This is a genomic window from Cellulomonas algicola, assembly GCF_003851725.1.
In the GTDB taxonomy this organism is placed as follows: Bacteria; Actinomycetota; Actinomycetes; order Actinomycetales; family Cellulomonadaceae; genus Cellulomonas; species Cellulomonas algicola.
On the sequence record NZ_BHYL01000024.1, the window covers coordinates 1 to 20,996 of the forward strand.

Below are 20,996 nucleotides of genomic sequence, written 5' to 3' on the forward strand. Positions count from 1 at the left end.
GCCCTCGAGCACGACAGCGGTGATCACCAGGCGGGCACGCGACATGCCCGAGCATCACCGAGCGGTGTTGCCGATGTCCTGAGACATGCGTTGCCCATGTCCTGAAACAGGACACCCCATCCTCCGCCGCCCGAAGGGCCCGTGACCTGCCACCGTGCAGCGCGGGCCCTTCGTCGTCGACGCGTCGTGCGGCAGGATCGCCGCGTGCCCCTTCACCACCTCGACGTCCTCGCCGACCAGCCGTTCGCCGAGATCGGCGACCCGACGCTCGTCGTCGACGACCCGGCGTACGACGTCGTCGTCGTGGCCGGCGAGCTGCCGTACTCCCAGTGGTTCGGCGCCGGCACGGCGTCACGGGCCCACGCCAGGGTCGGCGTCTACGACCGCACCGACCTCGCGTGCCGGCAGGTCGAGTCGCTCCGACGCCCGGTCAACGACGTCGCGATCCACCCGTCGGGGACGCTCGTGGCCGTCGGGACGGGCGCGTACGACGGCGGCTACAGCTTCGAGGGCGAGCTCCTCCTCCTCGACCTCGAACGGGCACGGCGGGTCAGCCCGCTCCGCGACGCACGCCAGGTCCGCACGGTCCGGTGGGTCGACGACGAGCGGCTGGCCGTCGTGCTGGCGCCGTGGCACGACGACGACGTCGCCGACTGGAAGGACCTGGTGGGCGACGCCTTCGAGATCGAGGCGCCCTGGCGCGAGCTGCGTGACCGCGAGCTCGACCTGTCCACGCACGACGCGGAGTCGGTCCCCTTCGTCTACCCGCAGCCCGACCGCGCGGGTGCCCGGGCCGCGCTGCAGCGTCTCGCAGCCCAGGCCGGCCGCGCGTGGGCCCTGAGGCGTGCGGTGTGGAGCGTCGCCGGACGCCCGGACGGATCGGTGCTCGCCGCGTGCGACGGCGTCGCCGCCGAGCGGTGGGACGCGACCGGAGGGGACGCCCCGGGGTGGCGGATCCCGACGACGGGGACGGGGTGCCAGCTGACGGCCCTCGACGCGACCACCGTCGCGACCACCGTCGCGCTGCGGCCGCCGTGGATCGACGGCCGGCCCCCGCGCCACGAGTCGCAGCACCAGGTCCTCGACCAGGAGACGGGCGCGGTCGTCGGCGAGCTCGTCCCCGAGAGCGCGTCCGTCGTCGTCGGGTCGACCGGCCCGTACTCGCTGCTCCGACCGGCGACCCGGGACGCGACCTCGACCGACTCCCTGGTGATCGACCCGGCGGGACGGACCGTCGGCCGGGTGGCGACGACGGGGTACGACCTGTTCAACCACTGGTTCGACATCGCGGGCGCACCGGATCCCCTCGTCCTGGTCGGCACCGACGAGAAGAAGCCCCACCTGGACAAGTGGGTCACCCGCGTCGTCGCCGCCGGTGGCAGGCCGGAGCTGGAGCGGCTCTTCCCCCTCGACTGGCAGGGGACCGAGCAACGCCACCTGTTCGGTGGTCCCGGTGTCTACGTCGACGACGAGCTCGGGACCGGCATCGTCCACTGCGGCGAGGTCCACGCGTCTTCCGGCAGCCACGGCCCGTTCGCGGTCCGACGCGACTACCCCGCCGGCGCGGCTCGCTGGACGCTGGACCTGCCGGGCGTGGCGACGGACGCGCTCGAGGAGGAGGGCGTCCTCGTGATCACGACGTCCAACGGGTGGCTCGTGCGCGCCGACGCCGTCACGGGCGCTCTGCTCGAGGCCGTCGAGCTCGCGGTGCACGGCGCGCCCGTCGTCCCGCTCTCCGTGAGCACCTGCGGACCGGGACGGCTCGCCGTCGGGCTGCTGGACGGGCGGATCCTGCGGCTTGAGGTCGTCGCCACCGAGGGCACGTGAACGACCCTCACCGGACGACGGCCAGTGGGACGATCCGCGGGTGACGACGACCGAGGCCACGACGGCGACGGGTGCCGAGCCAACCGCTCCAGCGGGCCCTCGGTATGCGGCGTGGTGGCGGCGGGCGGTCGCGTCGGTCGCGGACGGGCTGCTCGTCGCGGCGGTCGCGTGGCTCGCGACGGGGTCGGTGGCGCCCGTGCCGTTCCGGCCCGTGCCGTGGTTGCCGCTCTCGGCGGTGCCGGGCATCGAGCCCGACGGGCGGTTCTCGTGGTGGACCTCCGGCGCGGTCGCCCTGCTGCTGGTGCTCCAGGCGTTCACCGGAATGACGCCGGGCAGGGCGATGGTCGGCGTCCGCGTGGTCCGGGAGCGCGACGGGCGGCCTGCGGGGCTGCCGGTCACGGTGCTGCGGGACCTCCTGCACGCGCTCGACTGGATCCTGCTGGTCGGCTGGCTGCGGCCGCTGTGGCACCCGCGGCGGCAGACGTTCGCCGACTCGGTCGTGCGGACGGAGGTCGTGCGGGCGCGGGTGGACGTGCCGGTGCCGGTGGTCGTCGGCGTCGCGACCGTCACCGCCGGGGCGCTCGTGCTGTCCCCCGCCGTGACGGAGAGCGGCGAGACGAGGGTCGAGTGCACCCTCGCCCCCGACCACGCCTCGGGCCTGGCGACGGTGTCCGGACGCGAGCCCGGGGACGTGTGGGTCACGCGGCTCGGCATCCGGCGGCTGTCACCGGCGCGGCCGCCGGTCGTGCTGTCCTGGACGCTCGCCCCCGGTGCCGACCCGGACGGGACGACGCTCGACGTGGCGGTGGTCGAGGCGGACGGCGACGCGGCGTGGCGCTCGACGGTCGCGTTCCGTGACGGTGCCGCCTGGACCGACGACGTGACCCAGGTGCCGGAGCTGACGGTCCCGCGCCGCGTGTTCGACGACGCGGGCCCGGGCGCGCTCGTCGAGCTCACCGGGAAGGTCGACGGGACGTCGGAGGTGCTGTGCGTGCTGGGGTTCGGCGTCGAAGCCGCGGAGCTTCCGCCGTCGCCGCGCGTCGACTGGTGACGTCGGCGGGGTGCCGGCGCCTGGACGCGCCGTCTGCGCGCACCGTGGCCTAGATTGACGCGGACGACCGCACGCAGCCGCGAACCGCGGCCACGGACGACGGAGGCACCATGACCGACGAGACGCGCTCGAACCTCGACGCCCGGCTGCAGCGGCACGGGTTCGCCCGGGACGTGCACCGCGGGCTCAGCAAGGGCATCGGCTTCCTCCCCGTGAGCGACGAGACGAAGTCGATGCTGACGACGCGCAGCGGCGAGGCCGTGGCGATCGCGGCGGAGACCGGGGTCGCGATCGCGAACGGCGCGGTCGTCGCGGGCAAGGGTGCGGTCGGCGCGGCACGCGAGGGCTTCCACGCGTTCGAGGAGAAGCGCGAGGAGGAGGCGGCCGCCGCGAAGCGGCCGTTCAGCGTCGTCGCGGCACCGCCGGAGACCGCCGGCACCGACGCGACAGCGCCGGGTGCGCCCACGTCGGGCACCGTCGGCCCCGAGGGCGAGGGCGACCTCCTCGAGCGGCTCGAGCGGCTCGGTTCGCTGCGCGCGGCCGGGCACCTGTCGGACGCGGAGTTCGAGGCGGCGAAGGCGCGTCTGCTGTCGGGCGCCTGACCCCAGCCTGCTCCCCTTCACCTGGCGGCGCCGCCTGCACCCCTTCTCCTGGCCGGGGTGAGGGCGGCGCCACGCTGTGAACGGTCACGGTTGTGTCTCGTCGGCGGACCAGCTCTTGCGCTTCCCCGCCCTTGCTGTCGTATGTTGTGCACGGTCTCAGGCTGGGACCGTGCACAGCGCGACGATGCGCGTGCGGTACCGCGTTCGACTCGACGGAGTGTCATGACGCCCACCAGATCCCGCGCGACGCGTGCCGCGCGAGCCACCACCGCCGCGATCGCCGTGGGTGCGGCGATCCTCGCCCCCACCGCCCTGTCCGCCGCGGCCGAGGACCCCGGCCCCGTCGACGCGGGCATCTTCGTCGAGAAGGTCGACGGCCTCCCCGCCGACTTCGCGGCCGGCGTCGACGTGTCCTCCGTCCTGTCGCTCGAGGAGAGCGGCACGGTCTTCCGCGACTCCGACGGCCAGCAGGCGGACCTCTTCGAGGTCCTCGCCGACCACGACATCACCTACGTCCGCGTCCGCGTCTGGAACGACCCGTACGACGCCGACGGCCACGGCTACGGCGGCGGGACCGTCGACGTCGACCGCGCGGTCGAGATCGGGCGCCGCGCGACCGAGGCCGGGCTGCGCGTGCTCGTCGACTTCCACTACTCCGACTTCTGGGCCGACCCCGCGAAGGTGCACGTGCCGAAGGCGTGGGCGGCCCTCACGGACTCCGAGCGGGCCGACGCCGCGGGCGAGTTCACCGCCGACGCGCTCGACGCGTTCGCGGCGGCCGGCGTGGACGTCGGCATGGTGCAGATCGGCAACGAGTCGAACAATGGCATCGCAGGCATCCGCTGCGAGTCCGGGAGCGCCACCGACGCGTCGTGGGCGCCGTGCGTCGCCGTCTACGAGGCGGGGTCCGCGGCCGTCCGCGCGTCCGACTACGGCGACGACGCGCTCGTCGCGCTGCACTTCACCAACCCCGAGAACGGCCGGTACGCGACCTACGCCGGCATCCTCGACCGGGCGGACGTCGACTACGACGTGTTCGCGAGCTCCTGGTACCCGATGTGGCACGGCTCGCTGACGAACCTCACGAGCGTCCTGACGCACGTCGCCGACACGTACGACAAGAAGGTCATGGTCGCCGAGACGTCGTGGGCGTACACGACCGACAACGGCGACCAGCACGGCAACACGATCAACACCTCGACCACGCCCGTGTACCCGATCAGCGTGCAGGGCCAGGCCGACCTGGTGCGCGACGTCATCGCGGCCGTGCACGCGGTCGGCGACGCAGGCATCGGCGTCTTCTACTGGGAGCCCGCGTGGCTGCCCGTCGGCGGGCCCTCGGACTGGGCGTCGCAGAACGCCCGGTGGGAGCAGTTCGGGTCCGGCTGGGCGTCGAGCTACGCCGGCGGGTACGACGAGGACGCGCGCGACTGGCACGGCGGATCCGCGTGGGACAACCAGGCGCTGTTCGCGTTCGACGGCACGCCGCTCGAGTCCCTCGACGTGTTCCGGTACGTCCGCACCGGCGCGACGACCGCGCGCGTCCCCACGTCCGTCGAGAAGCCCGTGGTCGACGTCCGCCTCGGCGACCCCGTGACGCTGCCGTCGACGATCACCGTCCGCTACAACGACGGCACGCAGGAGACCGCGTCCGTCACGTGGGGCGGCGCGCTGAGCTGGATCCGCGGGACCGGCACCTACCGCATCCCCGGGCGGACGTCGACGGGCGTCGACACCGTCGCGACGGTCCACGTGCGTGCGGAGAACGTCGTCGTGAACGGGTCCTTCGAGGACGCCGACACGAGCATGTGGGACCTCACCTACTCCGTCGCGTCCGGCGACAACGCCATCAAGGCGACCGGCAACGCGACCGACGGCACCCGCGCGGTCGCGTTCTGGGCGGGCACGCCGTTCACGGTCGACCTCAGCCAGCAGCTGACGGGCGTCCCCGCGGGCACGTACACGCTGTCGGCCACGCTGCACGGCGGCGACCAGACGGGCACCGACCTGAGCATCTGGGCGTGGAACGAGACCAGCGGCACGCGGTCGACTCCCGTCTGGCTCGCGGGCTGGAACAAGCCGACGACGTTCACCGTCCCCGACGTGGTCGTCGGTGACGACGGGCTCGTGAAGGTCGGTGCCTGGCTGAGCCTCGACGCGCCCGCGTGGGGCGTGATCGACGACGTCCGGCTCGAGCCGACGGTCGCGGCGACGACCGTCGACACGACCGCGCTGCAGGCGGCGCTCGCGTCGGCCGACGCGGTCGACCGCGACGCGTGGACCCCGGAGTCGGTCGCGGTCCTCGACGACGCGGTCGCGTCGGGTCGTGTGATCCTCGCCGCCGGGCAGCCGACGCAGCAGGACGTGGACAGCGTGACGGCCCTCGTGACGGATGCGGTCGACGGGCTGGAACCCGCGGCGACCGCCACCCCGACACCGACGGTCACGCCCACGCCGACGGTGACGCCCACGCCCACGAACGAGCCGACGAGCACGCCCACGACCACGCCGACGTCGAGCCCGACGACGACGCCCGCCCCGACCGCGTCGGCGTCGGCGAGCGGTCCGGCGATCACCGCCAGCCGGACCACGGTCCGGCCGGGCGACACGGTCACCGTGACGGTCACCGGCGTGGCCGGCTCGCAGGTCGAGGTCGGCGTCGCCAGCACCTACCAGCGCCTCGCGACCGTCCCGGTCGTGGGCGGCACGGGGACGGCGACCGTCACGATCCCGACGACGCTGTCCCCCGGCCTCCACCACCTGCAGGTGCGCGACGCCACGGGCGTGGTGCTCGCGCAGGTGGAGATCCGGGTCGCCGGCGCGTCGCTCGCCACGACCGGCGCGGACCTCGCGGCGCCTCTCGCGACGGGTGTGCTGCTCCTCCTCCTCGGCGGTGCGGCAGTCGTCGTCGCGACGCGGCGGAGGGCGCGCGCCGGTCGGGCCACCGCCTGACGCACGGCACGCCCGCACGACGGGAGCCCCGGGTCGCGACGGCCCCGGGCTCCCGTCGCGCGGCGCCCTCCCGTCGTGCGGAGCACTGCCGTCGCACGGAACGCGGCCGTCGTGCTGAGCCGTCGCGAACTCACAGGCACGCGTGTGACCGGTGGACGGTTCACCGCACGCGAGCACCGTCTCTGACGTACCGTGGGCGGGACTTCACAGCACGGGCCTCGGCCGTCGACCCGGCCGGGGCCTTCGTCGTCTCCGTCGAGCCAGGGCGATCCGGCGACGTGCGCCCGAGACTCCGTCGCCTCGCGCCCCGCCGCGTCGCGGCCGGACCGACTGGACGGACAGCCCATGAGCACGACCGCCCTCCCCGCCTCGCACGTCGACGGCTCCGCCGGCTCGCGTCGCCGCGCGGTCAGCGACTTCACCGAGCTCGCGCACGCCGTGCAGGCCGCGGGCCTCATGGCGCGCCGGCCCGGACACTACGCCGCTCGCCTCTCCGGGGCTGTCGTCGCGATGGCGGGCCTCGTCGCCGCGGTCGTGCTGGTGGGCGACTCGTGGTGGCAGGTCGCGGTCGCCGTCGTCGCGGCCGTCGTGCTCACGCAGGTGGCGTTCCTCGGGCACGACGCCGCGCACCGGCAGATCTTCGCGTCGGGCCGCGCCAACACCTGGGCCAGCCTGGTCCTCGCGAACCTGTTCGTCGGCCTCAGCCACGGCTGGTGGCAGCACAAGCACACCCGCCACCACGCGAACCCGAACAAGGTCGGGACCGACCCCGACATCGACATGAAGGTCCTGTCCTTCACGCCCGAGCAGATCGCGGCGCGCGAGTCGGCGTGGTCGCGGTGGTACCTGGCCCGGCAGGGGTTCTTCTTCTTCCCGCTGCTGCTGCTCGAGGGCGTCAACCTGCACGTCGCCGCCGTGCGGCGCGTGCTGTCGCGCGAGCCGCTCGAGCGTCGGAGCACCGAGATCGCGTTCCTCGCGGTCCGCCTGGTCGGCGCGGCCGCGCTCGTGCTCGCCGTCATGTCGCCGCTCAAGGCGCTCGTCGTCGCCGTCGTGCAGCTCGCGCTGTTCGGCTTCTACATGGGCGCGTCGTTCGCGCCGAACCACAAGGGCATGCCGCTGCTGCCGAAGGACGCGCGCGTCGACTTCCTGCGCCGCCAGGTGCTGACGAGCCGCAACATCCGCGGCGGCCGCTGGGTCGACGTGCTCATGGGCGGCCTCAACCACCAGGTCGAGCACCATCTGTTCCCGTCGATGCCCCGCGCGGCGCTGCGCCGCGCGCAGCCGATCGTCCGCGCCTACTGCGAGGCGCGCGGCATCCCCTACGCGCAGGTGTCGCTCGTGCGGTCGTACCGGATGATCGTCGACCACCTCAACACCGTCGGCCGCCCGGACCGCGACCTGTTCGCCTGCCCGATCACCGCCGCCTACCGCGCCTGACAGACGGCCGTCGCGACCCCCGCCGAGTCGCGGCGCTGTACGGAGGTCGTGACTGCATTCTGCATGCATCGCCGCTACGATGGCGGCATGAGCGTCACCATCACCGTGCGCGACGTCCCCGACGACGTCCGGGACGAGCTCGCCGCCCGCGCCGCCCGCAGCGGACGGTCGCTGCAGGAGTACCTGCGGGCTCAGCTCATCGATCTCTCCGCCCACCCGACCGCAGCCGACGCCGTCGCAGCGATCCGCGCTCGCGCGCGGACGTACCCGCCGTTCGATCTCGCGCGCGTCATCGACGACCTCGACGCCGACCGGCGGTGACGCTCCTCGTCGTCGACGCGTCCGCCGTCATCACTCTCCTCCTGGACCCGGCGGGCGACGGCGAGGTGGTCGCACGTCATCTGGCTGGCGCCCGGGTCGCGGCGCCCGACCTGCTGCCGTACGAGGTGACGAACGTGCTACGCCGCCACCGCGCCACCGGCGCGTTGTCGGATGCCGAGGCGACGCTGGCTCTCGACGGGCTCGCGGCCCTCCCCCTCGATCTCTGGCCGTTCGCGACTCTGCAGGCGGAGATCTGGCGGCTGTCGGGTGCCGTCACCGCGTACGACGCCGCCTACGTCGCCCTCGCGGCGCTCCTCGGTTGCCCCCTCCTCACGCGCGACCGCCGACTCGCGCGCGCTCCCGGTGTCCGCTGCGAGCTGCTGCTCGACTGAGACCACCGCCCGGCGATCGGAACGAGCCGCGTCGACCGATAGATGTCTTGTCTTATATAGGACGTGTCACCTATGGTCGGGACATGTCGCTGAAGCACGCCGTGCTCGGGTTCCTGTCGGTCGCACCGATGACCGGCTACGACCTGCGCAAGCACATGGAGGAGTCGGTCGCGCACTTCTGGCCGGCCGACCAGGCGCAGATCTACCGCACGCTCACCGTGCTGGCCGCCGACGGCCTCGTCGACGTCCGCACCATCCCGCAGGAGGGCCGCCCCGACCGGCGCGAGCACTCCATCACGCCCTCGGGCGAGGCCGAGCTCGACCGCTGGCTCGCCTCCCCCGTCGAGTACGTGCCGTCGCGCGAGTCGTTCCTCGTCCGCCTGTTCTTCGTCGGACGCCTCGGCGTCGAGCAGGCACGCGCGGTCCTGCACGAGCGCGCCGCCGAGGCCCGCGAGCTCGTCGCGGTCCTCGAGCAGACCCGCCACCTCAACGACCAGGCCCTCGCGCAGGCCGGTGGTGACGTCCCGCTGCCCGTCCGGCTGCGGCTCGCCACCCTGTCCAACGGTCTGGTCCACGCCCGCGCCGAGCTCACCTGGGTGGAGGACCTGCTCACCGAGCTCGACGACGCCTGACCCCGCGCTCCGACATCTGACCCCGACCCTCCGACGTCATGCCGGCCCAACCGGGACCCGGGCCCGACGTCCGACCCCGCCACGCCACGTCTGCACCACGTCCACACCGGCATGGCTGCCGTTCGCGACCCCGGAACGGCAGCCATGTCGGTCTCGACCGACCCCGCACGCGTCCCCGGGGGGACTTCGAGACCCCGCACGCCTGCCGCACCGCACGGCCCGCCGCCGCCGAACCGCACCGCACCGCACCGCACGAGGAGACCCGCCATGTCCGCGTCCACCGCCACCCGCCCCGCCCGCACCCGCACGCCCCGCCCCGCGTCGTGGCGCAACGTCACGTTCTACGCCGTCGGCGTCATGGTCCTGTCCGTCCTCGGCGCGCTCACGCTCGCCGGTGCACAGGACAAGGCGACGAGCCCAGGCGCGCTGCTGTTCGTCCTGAGCCCGATCCTCATGGCGGTCGCGCTGCGCACGCTCGGCCGCGACGGCTGGGCCGACGCGGGCCTCGGGATCGGCCGCGAGCGCGGCTGGTACGTCTTCGGCGCGCTGTGGTTCCCCGTCGCGGCCGCGGTCGCGCTGCTGGTCGGGGCCCTGACGGGTCACGTGCACGCGGGCGACGGCGGGCTTCCGCTGTTCGGGACGCTCGTCGCGACCGGCCTCGTGGCCCGCACGCTGTTCGCCCTGTTCGAGGAGTGGGGGTGGCGCGGCTACCTGGAGCCGCGTCTCCAGGCGCTCGGTGTCGCCGGGTTGCGGCGGCACCTCGCCGTGGGGGCGCTGTGGGCCGTCTGGCACGTGCCGTACATCCTCGCGATGGGCTCCGAGTACACCGACGTGCCGCTCGCGCTGCAGGTGCCGCTGTTCACGGTCGCGGTCCTCGCGATGGCCGTCGTGCTCGGCGTGATGCGCGCCCGGACGGGCAGCGTCTGGCCGGCGGTCGTCGAGCACGGCGTCGCCAACGCGGTCGCGTTCGCGCTGCTCGACGCGGACGTCGTGCGCATCGACAGCCCGCTGGCGTTCGCGGCGCGGCCGGAGTCGCTCGTCGTCCTGCCTCTCCTCGTCCTGACGGCGGTGGTCGTGTGGCGCCGCTGGGGCTCGGACGACTGACGCAGCCGCTGGTCCGGCCGGGCCCGCCGTCAACCGGACCAGGGGCGCGGTCGGCCACGGGATCACCTCAGACCGCTGACAGCAGCCGGATCGCGAGGCACGATGCCCAGGTGACGTCGAGCACCCCGGCCCTCACCACCCACCCCGACCGCACGGACGCCGCCCCGGAGGACACCGCCCCGCGCCCCGCGCTCCTGTCCGTCGACGACGACCCGGCCGTCTCCCGGGCGGTCGCCCGTGACCTGCGCCGCCGCTACGGCGCGGGTTACCGGATCGTGCGCGCCGAGTCGGGCGACGCGGCGCTGGAGGCGCTGCGCGAGCTGAAGCTGCGCGGCGAGCAGGTCGCGGTGCTGCTCGCGGACCACCGGATGCCGGGGATGACGGGCATCGAGTTCCTGGAGCAGGCGATGGACCTGTTCCCGCAGGCCCGGCGGGTCCTGCTGACCGCGTACGCGGACACGGAGGCGGCGATCGACGCGGTCAACGTCGTCGACCTGGACCACTACCTGCTCAAGCCGTGGGCGCCGCCGGAGGAGAAGCTCTACCCCGTCATCGACGCGCAGCTCGACGCGTGGGCCGCGAGCGCACCGCCGCCCGTGCCGCAGGCGAAGGTCGTGGGCCACCGCTGGTCGGCGCGGTCGTCGGAGGTGCGGGAGTTCCTGGCGCGCAACCAGGTGTCGTACCGGTGGTTCTCCTCGGACTCGCCCGAGGGGCGCCGGCTGCTGGAGGCGGCGGGTGCGGACGAGTCGGCGGTGCCGCTCGTCGTGACGCCTGAGGGCGAGCCGCTGCAGGCCCCCGACGACGCGACGCTGGCCGCCCGCGTCGGGCTCGCGACGTCGCCCGCGACGGACTTCTACGACCTGGTGGTGGTCGGCGGCGGCCCCGCGGGCCTGTCGGCGGCGCTGTACGGCGCGTCGGAGGGCCTGCGCACGGCGCTCATCGAGCGCGTCGCGACGGGCGGTCAGGCGGGGCAGAGCTCGCGCATCGAGAACTACCTCGGCTTCCCCGACGGCGTCTCGGGTGCGCAGCTCACGGAGCGGGCGCGGCGGCAGGCGCTGCGGTTCGGTGCGGAGATCGTGCTCGCGGCGGACGTCGTCTCGCTCGAGGTCAACGGTGCGGCGCGGCACGTGCGGCTGGGGGACGGGAACGTCGTCGGCGCGCACACGGTGCTGCTGGCGAACGGGGTCTCGTACCGGGAGCTCGACGGTCCGGGGCTCGCGGCGCTCACCGGGCGGGGCGTCTACTACGGGTCGGCGCTGACGGAGGCGCCGGCGTGCACCGACCAGGAGGTCTACATCGTCGGCGGCGCGAACTCGGCGGGGCAGTCGGCGATGCACCTGTCCCGCACGGCACGGTCGGTGACGCTCGTCGTGCGCGGCGAGGGGCTGTCGGCGTCGATGTCGCACTACCTGATCGAGCAGATCGCGGCGAACCCCAAGGTGCACGTCCGCACGTGCTGCGAGGTCGTCGAGGCGATCGGCGACGACCACCTGGAGCGGCTCGTGCTGCGGGACTCGACGACGGGCGAGAAGGAGGAGGTGCCGACGAGCCACCTGTTCGTGTTCATCGGCGCCGTCCCGCGCACCGAGTGGCTCGACGGGACGGTCGCCCGCGACACGCGCGGCTTCGTGCTCGCCGGGCCCGACCTGCTCGACGAGGGCCGACCGCCGAGCGGCTGGCCGCTCGACCGGCCGCCCTACCACCTGGAGACCAGCCGACCCGGGGTGTTCGTCGCGGGCGACGCCCGTGCCGAGTCGGCCAAGCGCGTCGCGTCCGCCGTGGGCGAGGGAGCGATGGCGGTCATGCTCGTCCACCGGTACCTGGAGCAGCTGTGACGACGACACCCGACCGCCTGCCCTGCGACATCGCGGAGCTCCGCACGCTCTTCCTGTTCGACAAGCTGGACGACGAGCAGCTGCTGTTCCTGTGCTCGCGCGGGCACGTCGAGCGGCAGGAGCCCGGCTTCGTCTTCCGCGAGGGCGAGCCCGCCGACGCGTTCTACGTGCTGCTCGACGGGTCGCTCGCGCTGTACCGGCGGGTCGGCACCGACGACGTCGAGATCAGCCGCACGTCGCAGGTCGGCGTCTACGCGGGCGCCTGGCACGCCTACCTCCAGCAGGAGGAGGCGCGCCGCTACCTGCACTCGCTGCGCGTGCTGGCACCGTCGCGGTTCTACGTGCTGCCCGCGGCCGACTTCTCCGAGATCATGCACACCTGGTTCCCGATGGCGATGCACCTGCTCGAAGGCCTGTTCTTCGGGCAGAAGAGCATGCAGACGGCGACGGCCCAGCGGGAGCGCCTGCTGGCGCTGGGGGCGCTGTCGGCGGGCCTGACGCACGAGCTGAACAACCCGGCGTCGGCCGCGACCCGCGCGACCGCGACCCTGCGCGAGCGGGTGGCCCGGATGCGCAGCAAGCTCGCGCTCGTCGCGTCGGGTGCGTACGACCGCGACGAGCTCGTGCAGATCATCGAGCTGCAGGAGAAGGCCGTCGCGGCCCTGGAGGAGGCACGCGGCCGACCGCCGCTGTCGGCGCTCGACACGTCCGACCGGGAGGACGACGTCGCGGACTGGCTCGACGACCACGGCGTCGGCGACAACGCCGAGATGGCGCACTCGTTCGTCGAGGCCGGCATCGACCCCCAGTGGCTCGAGGACCACGTCGGCGGGATCCCGGAGAACGTCGTCGCGGGCGCCGCGCACTGGCTCGGCTACACGCTCGAGACCGAGCTGCTGATGAACGAGGTCGAGGACGCGACGACCCGCATCTCCACGCTCGTCGAGGCCGCCAAGCAGTACTCGCAGATCGGCCGTGCCGCGCAGCAGGAGGCCGACGTCCACGTCCTGCTCGACAGCACCCTGACGATGCTCGACGCCAAGCTCAAGGGCGTCGACGTCGTCCGGCACTACGACCGGTCGCTGCCGCCCGTCCTCGTGCACGGCGCCGAGCTCAACCAGGTCTGGACCAACCTGATCGACAACGCCCGCCAGGCCCTCGCCGAGATGCCGCCCGACCAGCGCCGCCTCACGATCACGACGCGTCGCGTCGACGACTGGCTCGAGGTCGAGATCGCCGACAGCGGCCCCGGCATCCCGCCCGAGATCGTCGACCGCGTGTTCGAGCCGTTCTTCACGACCAAGCCCGTCGGGTCCGGCACCGGGCTCGGCCTCGACATCTCGTGGCGCATCGTCGTCGGCAAGCACCACGGCGACCTCCGCGTGACGTCGCACCCCGGCGACACCCGCTTCCTCGTCCGCCTGCCCCTCACCCCACCGGAGGCCCCGTGAGCATCGACGTCGACACCACCGTCCCGCCGAGCGGCACCGGCTGCGCCGAGTGCGACGCCGACGGCGGGTGGTGGGTGCACCTGCGCCGGTGCGCGCACTGCGGCCACGTCGGCTGCTGCGACACGTCGCCCGCCCAGCACGCGACCGCGCACTGGCGCGAGACGGGCCACCGCTACATGCGCTCGTTCGAGCCCGGCGAGGACTGGTGGTGGGACTACGCCGACGGCGTGCCCGTCGACGGCCCGCCGCTCGCCCCGCCCGAGGCCCGCCCCGACGCGCAGCGCCCGCCCGCACCGCGCGACCGCGTGCCGGAGAACTGGCGCGACCTCATCCACTGATCCGGCGCGCAGCCTCCGCGCGGCGCGGTCAGGACGCGCGCACCGCCGCGGCCGCGGCCGGGCGGGCTGCCTCGACGCACGGACGACCGAGCGCCCGGGACCTGGTCGGGGTCCCGGGCGCTCGTGCCGTCGCAGGAGGAGCTGCGGCGGCGTGGCCGGCGGAGGGGTGCCGGCCGGGTGGGTCGGTCAGTCGAGCATCGCGGCGACCTGCTCCGCCTGGTGCGTCAGCGCGACCCGGGCACTGTCCGAGACGCTCGACACGCGGCTCTTCGGCGTGAGCGCAGTGACGAACGCCTCGAGCGACTTCACGGCGATCTTCTCGTTGCCGTGGTCGGCCGCCACGTCGGCGGTCTTGACGGCGGCGAGCAGGACGGCGGCGACGGGTCCGCGGATCTCGCGGGCGTCGATCCGGGCCTTCACGGCCGACGCCAGGGCGTCGATGCTGCCGGGCGCCCAGAAGTCCGCGACGGGCACCTGCGTGTAGTCGGTGTCGGACGCGAGGTAGAAGCCCGGGTACGACGGCTGGTTGTACGTCGTCTGCTGACGCGCGACCTCGGCGCGGTACTGCGGGTCGTGCATGAGGGTCGCGAGCTTGTGGCTCGTCACCTCGGTCGAGACGAACATCCGGATCGCCGAGGAGTCGGCGGTGCGCACCAGCAGCTCCTCGCGCCAGTCGCCGAGGACGTCGGCGACGAGCGACGGGTTGCCCTTGGTGCCGTTGTTGGCGCGGGTGCCGGTCGCGGTGAGCAGCCGGCCGCGGTTCCAGTCGTCGATCGTGACGTCCTGGTCGCCCGAGCCGTTGACGATCTGCGTCGTCCCGTCGGCGGCCCAGCGGATCGACTGGTTGGTGCCGGGGATCGGGCCGGGCGTGACGACGCCGTCCGCGGAGTACAGGCCGAGCGAGTTGGTGCCGCCGGGCAGCGACGCCCACGCCTCGAGCCCGCGGGTGCCGGGCAGGACGTCGCCGACCATCGAGCGGCCGGTGTCGCGGCCGGAGTAGACGCCGAACAGGACCTCGCCGGTCGCGGCGTCGCGCATCGCCATGCCGTAGGGCGCGTACGTGGCGCCCTCGTGCGCGGTGAAGATCTCCAGGCCGGGGCGGTCGGGGTCGATGTCGGTCACGTGCATCGCGTCGCCATGGCCCAGGCGGACGTCCGCACCAGGGTCGGCGCTGCCCGCGGGCAGCGTGTCGAACGACGAGTAGAGCAGCGAGCCGTCGTCGTCGATCGTCGCGGACCCGTAGACGAGCTCCTGACGGCCGTCGGCGTCGACGTCGGCCACGGACAGCGAGTGGAAGCCCTGCGTGGTGATCGTGCCGAACTCGGGGTCGGTGCCGTCGCGCCCGTGCGGGCCGTCGTTGAACGGGTTCGTCAGCGGCACGTGGCCGGAGTCGACGTACCACCGCTCCTTCAGCTTCTTGCCGTCCCAGTCGTACGCGACGACCGTTGTGCGCGTGTAGTAGCCGCGCGCGAACACGGCCGACGGCGTCTTGCCGTCGAAGTACCCGACGCCGGACAGGAACCGGTCGACGCGGTTGCCGGGCTCGATGCGGGCCATCGCGTAGTCGCCCCAGAGCAGCCCGTCGTCGCCGCGGCCCGGCTTGTAGTCGACGGTCTGGAGCTCCTTGCCGGTGTCGCCCGCGAAGACCGTGAGGTACTCGGGGCCGTCGACGACGAAGCCCTCGAAGTTGCGCAGCACGTTGCGCGCGCTGCGGCTGGGCGCGTAGACGTCCATGAAGTAGTCGGTGAGCGCGCGGGCGTCGGTGTCGGACAGCGGGTAGGTGTACTGCGGCGCGATGCCGAAGGCCTCCTCGAGCGTCGCGGGCCACTGCCCGGACGTGACCTCGGGCCGGTCGGCCCAGCCGCGGAACATCGCCACGACGTGCTCGTAGTACCCCTGCTTGCTGAGCCGGTAGTCGGTCGTGTCGGTGACCCCGGCCTTACGGTCGTCCTTCGGGATGGAGACGTACTTCTCGGACTTCACGGTCCCGTCGGCGCGGTACGTGGTGATCGTCGAACCGGGCGCCGTCTTCATCATGAGCTCGGCCTTGCCGTCGCCGTCGAAGTCGTAGACGGGGAACTGCGTGTAGTGCGCGCCGGCGCGGATGTTCACGCCGAGGTCGATCCGCCAGAGCTGCGTGCCGTCGAGCTCGTACGCGTCGACGTAGACGTTGCCGGTGTACCCGACCTGGCTGACGTCCTTGGAGTTCGACGGGTCCCACTTGACGACGTACTCGTACGCGCCGTCGCCGTCGACGTCCGCGACGCTCATGTCGTTCGCGGAGTACGTGTACGCCTCGCCGACGGGCGTGACGCCGTCGGCGGGCTTCTTCAGCGGGAGGTCGACCGACGCCTGCGCCCACGGGCTCGCGTCGGCTCCGTCGACCTCGACCCCGTCGACGACGGCCGCGACGCGGTAGCGCGAGCCGGCGGTCCCGGCGGCGTCGAGGTAGTTCGTCGAGTCGGAGACCGTGGCGATCTTCGTGCCGTCCCGGTAGACGGCGAAGTCGGGGCCGGTCTGGCCGGTGGCGGTCGCACCCGTGACCTCGGGGGCGAGCAGCCGCCACGACAGGAAGACGCCCTGGCCGGTCGTCGCGGCGACGAGGCCGCGGTCGAGCCGCTCGAGCGTGAGGCGGTCGGGCCCGTCGTGCTTCCCGCCCTGCGCACCCGTCGCAGGCACCCCGGGGGCGGCGACGGAGGGCACGGCGAGGCAGCCGACGAGCAGGGCTGCGGTCCCGGTGGCTGCCGCGAGGCGGCCGTGGAGACGGGGAAGACTCATCCTTGAATCCTTTCAAAGCGCTAGGGCTCCCCGGACGGCAAGAGCGGCCGGGGCGCCTTTGCCCTCGGCCTGCCCGCGACCGTACCCCGGCGGTCCGTCCCGGTTGAACCCCCGACGGGCGATTCGACGGAAAGTGAGGATGGGAGCGCCACCATCCTGCGGAAACCGCTGTCCACGGCGGATTCGAGCGGCGAGGAGGCGTCGGAGGCCGCGTCCCGGCGTCACCGTGCGCCTGAGGAGGGGTGCGCGCCGGGTGCCCGTCGTGCACACATCCCGCACTCGGTACCCCATAACCGCACCGCGTGCCGTACGGTGGCCGTGTAGTCGCAGTTGTCATCACCGCCGCGGGGCGACCCCGGCACGACGTTCTCGAGATCCTCTCGGCAGCGGACGGACGACACACCGTGATTCACCGGTCCCGGACACCCGGGGTTGTCACGCACCACACCGACAGAGAAGAGAGCATCATGCCCCTGGGCACCGTGAAGTGGTTCAACGCCGAGAAGGGCTTCGGCTTCATCGCCCCCGACGACGGCGGCCCCGACGTCTTCGCGCACTACTCGGCCATCGCGAGCAGCGGCTACCGCTCGCTCGAGGAGAACCAGAAGGTGCAGTTCGACGTCACGCAGGGCCCCAAGGGCCCGCAGGCGTCGAACATCACGCCGGCCTGATCCAGCGCCGTACCTGACCGGGCGCCCCAGCACGACCGTGCTGGGGCGCCCGCGTCGTACTGCGGGTCGTCGTCGTCCATCGCCGCCGCGCACCCGTCGCCCGCTCCACCAGCACGCGACCGGCCCCGCACGGGGCAGAGACGGACCACCGTGACCGAGATCCGCCCCGCCGGCCCCGCCGGCGCCCGCGCAGGCACCAGCACCGCCGAGCGCCCCCACCCCACCAGCAGCTTCACCGCGCTGACCCGCACCATCCAGGAGGCCGGGTACATGCGCCGCCGCTACGGCTTCTACGCCGCGCGGCTCAGCGGCGCCGTCGTCGCCGTCGCCGGCCTCGTCGCCGGGGTCGTCCTCCTCGGGGACTCGTGGTGGCAGGTCGCCCTCGCCGCCGTCGCGGCCGTCGTCTTCACGCAGATCGCGTTCCTCGGCCACGACGCCGCCCACAAGCAGATCTTCCGCTCCGGTCGCGCCAACGACTGGGCCAGCCTCGTCCTCGCCGACCTGTTCGTCGGCCTGTCGTACGGCTGGTGGCAGCGCAAGCACACCCGGCACCACGCCAAGCCGAACCAGGTCGACGCCGACCCGGACATCGACCTGCCCGTGCTCTCGTTCACCCCTGGCGACGTCGAGAAGCGCCGCTCCCCGCTCGCCCGCTGGTTCCTCGCGCGGCAGGGCTGGTTCTTCTTCCCCCTGCTGCTCCTCGAAGGCCTCGACCTGCACGTGTCGAGCGTCAAGCGGCTCGCCCAGCCCGGCCCGATGCAGCGCCGGTGGGTCGAGGCGCTGTTCCTCACCGTCCGCCTCGGCGGCTGGCTCGCGCTCGTCCTCACCGTGATGTCGCCCGGCAAGGCCGCCGTGTTCCTCGCCGTCCAGCTCGGGCTCTTCGGCCTGTACATGGGCGCGTCCTTCGCGCCGAACCACAAGGGCATGCCGCTCGTCCCCAAGGACGCGCGCATCGACTTCCTCCGCCGTCAGGTGCTCACGAGCCGCAACATCCGCGGTGGCCGCTGGCTCGACGTCGTGATGGGAGGGCTCAACCACCAGGTCGAGCACCACCTGTTCCCGTCGATGCCGTCGATCAGCCTGCGCCGCGTCGCGCCGATCGTCCGCGAGTACTGCGCGACCCACCAGATCCCCTACACGCAGGTGTCGCTGGCCAGGTCGTACGCCATCGTCGTGCGTCACCTCAACACCGTCGGGCTGGGCGACCGTGACCCGTTCGTGTGCCCGATGGTCGCGGCGTACCGGGTCTGACCGGGTCTGCCCGACTCCGTCCTCGTCTGACCGGGTGAGACCGGCTCAAGAAGGGCAGTGCCACGAAGGGCTCTCTCGCGTACCCTCTTCCCGTAGTCGCGTTGCCTCGCTTGTCACGCTCGCCGTCAGGACCCCTGCCGGTGTCGGACGACGACCACCGTGATCACCGGTCCCGGTCTGTCGGGGTTGTCAGTACCGCACGTGAGAAGAGAGAGAACATGCCTGTTGGCACCGTGAAGTGGTTCAACGCGGAGAAGGGCTTCGGCTTCATCGCCCCCGAGGACGGCGGACCCGACGTCTTCGCGCACTACTCGGCCATCCAGACGAGCGGCTACCGCTCGCTCGAGGAGAACCAGAAGGTGCAGTTCGACGTGACGCAGGGCCCCAAGGGCCCGCAGGCGTCGAACATCACGCCCCTCTGATCGTCTCCACGCAGACGCTCTGAGCACGAGGCCCCGGTCGCAGCAGCGGCCGGGGCCTCGTCGCGTCCGTGCGTCCCGACGGTCCGGTCAGGGCGACAGCGTCCCGTCGACGTACGACCACCGACCGCCCTCCCGCACGAACCGGCTCGTCTCGTGCAGCGCCCCGCGCACCCCGCCCTCGCGGTAGCGGGCCACGAACTCCACCACGCCCGCGTCGTCGAACGGCCCGCCCGCCGAGGTGGCGCGGATCTCCAGCGACCGCCACTCGACGTCGTCGTCGAGGACCAGGTCGCGCGGGCGCGTCGACGCGTGCCACGTCGCCCGCAGGTACGCCGCGTCGCCGACCGCGAACGCCGTGAACCGCGAGCGCATCAACGCCTCCGCGGTCGGTGCCGGGCGCCCGTCGAGGGTCGGGCCGCAGCACTCCCCGAGAACCAGGCCGGTGCCGCACGGGCAGCGGGAGTCGTCGGACGGGCGCGTCGAACCGGTCATGCACCGGGGATATCACCCCACGCGCCCGTTGTCCCCGTCGGGCCCGAGGGCTAGGACGGGAGAACCGGTCCGCGCACCGGAGCGACGGCCCGGTCGCCCCGCGGGTCACGCCGGGGGCCGACGAGACCGGGGGCGGTCCGCATGGCACGTCGACGACTCCTGACGGCCCTGGCGGCCGTCGCCCTGCTGCCCGCGGCGCTCGTCGCCGCACCGGCCGGTGCCGCACCGCCCGCGACGACGCACGGAGGGCACGGGCGTCCGCCGGTCGTCGACCTCGGCTCGCTCGGTGGCGGGCACACCGTGGCGCAGGCGGTGAACGCCCGCGGGCAGGTGGTCGGGCGGTCGCTCACGGCCGACGGCCGGTGGCACGCGTTCTCGTGGGAGCGCGGGCGGATGACGGACCTCACGCCCGACGCCGACAGCGCCGAGGCGCCCGACGTGGACGACCGCGGCCAGGTCGTCGTGCAGGTGACCGCGCTCGCCGGCGGGCCCACGGTGTCGGAGCTGCGCACCGGGCGGCGCACCGTGCCGCTCGGCGAGGTCGGCGCCGAGCAGGTGAACGCGACGGGGCAGGTCGCCGGGACCGTCCTGACGTTCGACGGCGACTTCAGCAGGAACCCGTTCGTCTGGACGCGGGGGACGCGTGTCGACCTGGGTCCGGTGCCGGGCTTCGCCGGCCCGAGCAGCAGGCTCGTCGACCTCGACGACCGCGGGCGCGTGCTCGGCATCGGCCTGGGTCCCGAGAGCTTCGAGCTCGGCTACCTGTGGTCGGCCGGGACGTTCACGCCGATCGGGGACCCGTTCGTCTTCGGTGGCAACGCCGTCGTCGACCTGTCGGACTCGGGCTGGGTGCTCGGCACCGCGTACCAGGGCGGGCCGTTCCTGTGGCGGGCGGGCGTGCAGACGTGGCTCGGCCTGCCGCCGGGGATCGGCGAGACGCTGCCCGTGGCCGTCGACGAGCACGGGCACGCGGTCCTCAACCTGCGCGCCGACCCCGCCGGGACGGAGCGGGCCTACCGCTGGGACGGACGTCGCTACGTGCCGCTCGGCCCCGCCGACGTCTCGACCCACGCCACGGCGACGGACGACCGGCACCGCGTGGTCGGCCAGTTCACGCCTGCGTCCGACCCGAGCCGGACGAGCGCGTTCCTGCTGGACCGCGGCCGCTTCGTCGACCTCGGCGCGGGCATCGACGGCGTCGTGACCGCGCAGGCGGTCGCGGGCCGGTACGTCATGGGCACGGTGCTCGCGCCCGACGGCTCGACGCACGCGCTGCGCTGGACGGTCCGCTGACGCGTCCGGCCCGCTCGCGGACGCGGTGGGACGGCCCGTCGACGCGGCCGGCCTGTCGACGCGGCCGACCCGTCCGCCGACGGGGCCGGCCGCGCCGTGACGGGTTCGGCCGCGCCGGGACGTGCCCGGCCGCGCGCGGTCAGTCAG

18 protein-coding genes are annotated in these 20,996 nt (G+C 73.6%); 16 read left to right on the forward strand and 2 right to left on the reverse strand.

All coding sequences use genetic code 11. The features are described from left to right. The first annotated feature begins 204 nt into the window (after positions 1 to 204). From CTKZ_RS01410 to CTKZ_RS01465, 12 genes are all read left to right on the forward strand, one after another. Positions 205 to 1,827, forward strand: a complete 1,623-nt coding sequence (locus CTKZ_RS01410; RefSeq protein WP_124341259.1) for a hypothetical protein — start codon at positions 205 to 207, stop codon at positions 1,825 to 1,827. Positions 1,828 to 1,867: 40 nt separating this feature from the next. Then, positions 1,868 to 2,878, forward strand: coding sequence for an RDD family protein (locus CTKZ_RS01415; RefSeq protein ID WP_160142796.1), 1,011 nt, complete (start codon positions 1,868 to 1,870; stop codon positions 2,876 to 2,878). Between the two features lie 110 nt (positions 2,879 to 2,988). Further along, the gene (locus tag CTKZ_RS01420; RefSeq protein ID WP_235843117.1) at positions 2,989 to 3,480 is read left to right on the forward strand and encodes an SHOCT domain-containing protein; all 492 of its coding nucleotides are present in this window, start codon (positions 2,989 to 2,991) and stop codon (positions 3,478 to 3,480) included. A gap of 222 nt (positions 3,481 to 3,702) precedes the next feature. Beyond that, positions 3,703 to 6,432 carry a glycosyl hydrolase 53 family protein gene (locus CTKZ_RS01425; RefSeq protein ID WP_124341261.1) on the forward strand — a complete coding sequence of 910 codons (2,730 nt, stop codon included), beginning with the start codon at positions 3,703 to 3,705 and terminating at the stop codon, positions 6,430 to 6,432. Between the two features lie 345 nt (positions 6,433 to 6,777). Next, on the forward strand, positions 6,778 to 7,869 hold the full coding sequence (locus CTKZ_RS01430; protein WP_124341262.1) for a fatty acid desaturase family protein: 1,092 nt from the start codon (positions 6,778 to 6,780) through the stop codon (positions 7,867 to 7,869). 87 nt (positions 7,870 to 7,956) lie between these two features. Continuing rightward, positions 7,957 to 8,190, forward strand: a complete 234-nt coding sequence (locus tag CTKZ_RS01435; protein ID WP_124341263.1) for a FitA-like ribbon-helix-helix domain-containing protein — start codon at positions 7,957 to 7,959, stop codon at positions 8,188 to 8,190. Continuing rightward, a complete protein-coding gene (locus CTKZ_RS01440; RefSeq protein ID WP_124341264.1) occupies positions 8,187 to 8,582 on the forward strand; it encodes a type II toxin-antitoxin system VapC family toxin in 396 nt (131 codons plus the stop codon). The genes CTKZ_RS01435 and CTKZ_RS01440 overlap by 4 nt, the downstream gene beginning before the upstream one ends. A gap of 83 nt (positions 8,583 to 8,665) precedes the next feature. Further along, positions 8,666 to 9,214 carry a PadR family transcriptional regulator gene (locus CTKZ_RS01445; protein WP_124341265.1) on the forward strand — a complete coding sequence of 183 codons (549 nt, stop codon included), beginning with the start codon at positions 8,666 to 8,668 and terminating at the stop codon, positions 9,212 to 9,214. Positions 9,215 to 9,481: 267 nt separating this feature from the next. Beyond that, positions 9,482 to 10,318, forward strand: coding sequence for a CPBP family intramembrane glutamic endopeptidase (locus CTKZ_RS01450; protein WP_160142797.1), 837 nt, complete (start codon positions 9,482 to 9,484; stop codon positions 10,316 to 10,318). Between the two features lie 110 nt (positions 10,319 to 10,428). Beyond that, a complete protein-coding gene (locus tag CTKZ_RS01455) occupies positions 10,429 to 12,153 on the forward strand; it encodes an FAD-dependent oxidoreductase (protein WP_235843118.1) in 1,725 nt (574 codons plus the stop codon). After that, entirely contained in the window at positions 12,150 to 13,604 is a 1,455-nt protein-coding gene (locus tag CTKZ_RS01460) for an ATP-binding protein (RefSeq protein WP_200829606.1), read from the forward strand. Before CTKZ_RS01455 ends, CTKZ_RS01460 begins: the two co-directional genes overlap by 4 nt. Next, on the forward strand, positions 13,601 to 13,942 hold the full coding sequence (locus tag CTKZ_RS01465; protein ID WP_124341267.1) for a UBP-type zinc finger domain-containing protein: 342 nt from the start codon (positions 13,601 to 13,603) through the stop codon (positions 13,940 to 13,942). The genes CTKZ_RS01460 and CTKZ_RS01465 overlap by 4 nt, the downstream gene beginning before the upstream one ends. 186 nt (positions 13,943 to 14,128) lie before the next feature. Here CTKZ_RS01465 and CTKZ_RS01470 read toward each other — a convergent pair whose 3' ends face one another. Next, on the reverse strand, positions 14,129 to 16,720 hold the full coding sequence (locus tag CTKZ_RS01470) for a rhamnogalacturonan lyase (protein WP_124341268.1): 2,592 nt from the start codon (positions 16,718 to 16,720) through the stop codon (positions 14,129 to 14,131). Positions 16,721 to 17,187: 467 nt separating this feature from the next. Between CTKZ_RS01470 and CTKZ_RS01475 the strand changes: the two genes are divergently transcribed. From CTKZ_RS01475 to CTKZ_RS01485, 3 genes are all read left to right on the forward strand, one after another. Beyond that, positions 17,188 to 17,391, forward strand: a complete 204-nt coding sequence (locus tag CTKZ_RS01475) for a cold-shock protein (protein WP_124341269.1) — start codon at positions 17,188 to 17,190, stop codon at positions 17,389 to 17,391. 150 nt (positions 17,392 to 17,541) lie between these two features. Then, on the forward strand, positions 17,542 to 18,642 hold the full coding sequence (locus CTKZ_RS01480) for a fatty acid desaturase family protein (protein WP_235843119.1): 1,101 nt from the start codon (positions 17,542 to 17,544) through the stop codon (positions 18,640 to 18,642). Positions 18,643 to 18,860: 218 nt separating this feature from the next. Continuing rightward, the gene (locus CTKZ_RS01485; RefSeq protein WP_124341270.1) at positions 18,861 to 19,064 is read left to right on the forward strand and encodes a cold-shock protein; all 204 of its coding nucleotides are present in this window, start codon (positions 18,861 to 18,863) and stop codon (positions 19,062 to 19,064) included. An 87-nt stretch (positions 19,065 to 19,151) separates the two neighbouring features. Here the strand turns inward: CTKZ_RS01485 and CTKZ_RS01490 are convergent, their stop codons facing one another. Continuing rightward, entirely contained in the window at positions 19,152 to 19,556 is a 405-nt protein-coding gene (locus tag CTKZ_RS01490) for a YchJ family protein (protein ID WP_124341271.1), read from the reverse strand. Between the two features lie 141 nt (positions 19,557 to 19,697). On the opposite strand from CTKZ_RS01490, the gene CTKZ_RS01495 reads away from it, so the two are divergent. Then, positions 19,698 to 20,849: a hypothetical protein gene (locus tag CTKZ_RS01495; protein ID WP_124341272.1), complete on the forward strand. Its 1,152-nt coding sequence runs from the start codon at positions 19,698 to 19,700 to the stop codon at positions 20,847 to 20,849. The last annotated feature ends 147 nt before the right edge of the window (positions 20,850 to 20,996 follow it).

Bases quoted from the DNA above. Each gene is read 5' to 3' on its own strand.
- CTKZ_RS01470 (WP_124341268.1), bottom strand. From the start codon at position 16,720: ATGAGTCTTCCCCGTCTCCACGGCCGCCTCGCGGCAGCCACCGGGACC.
- CTKZ_RS01430 (WP_124341262.1), top strand. From the start codon at position 6,778: ATGAGCACGACCGCCCTCCCCGCCTCGCACGTCGACGGCTCCGCCGGC.
- CTKZ_RS01495 (WP_124341272.1), top strand. From the start codon at position 19,698: ATGGCACGTCGACGACTCCTGACGGCCCTGGCGGCCGTCGCCCTGCTG.
- CTKZ_RS01420 (WP_235843117.1), top strand. From the start codon at position 2,989: ATGACCGACGAGACGCGCTCGAACCTCGACGCCCGGCTGCAGCGGCAC.
- CTKZ_RS01450 (WP_160142797.1), top strand. From the start codon at position 9,482: ATGTCCGCGTCCACCGCCACCCGCCCCGCCCGCACCCGCACGCCCCGC.
- CTKZ_RS01485 (WP_124341270.1), top strand. From the start codon at position 18,861: ATGCCTGTTGGCACCGTGAAGTGGTTCAACGCGGAGAAGGGCTTCGGC.
- CTKZ_RS01435 (WP_124341263.1), top strand. From the start codon at position 7,957: ATGAGCGTCACCATCACCGTGCGCGACGTCCCCGACGACGTCCGGGAC.
- CTKZ_RS01490 (WP_124341271.1), bottom strand. From the start codon at position 19,556: ATGACCGGTTCGACGCGCCCGTCCGACGACTCCCGCTGCCCGTGCGGC.
- CTKZ_RS01445 (WP_124341265.1), top strand. From the start codon at position 8,666: ATGTCGCTGAAGCACGCCGTGCTCGGGTTCCTGTCGGTCGCACCGATG.
- CTKZ_RS01475 (WP_124341269.1), top strand. From the start codon at position 17,188: ATGCCCCTGGGCACCGTGAAGTGGTTCAACGCCGAGAAGGGCTTCGGC.
- CTKZ_RS01425 (WP_124341261.1), top strand. From the start codon at position 3,703: ATGACGCCCACCAGATCCCGCGCGACGCGTGCCGCGCGAGCCACCACC.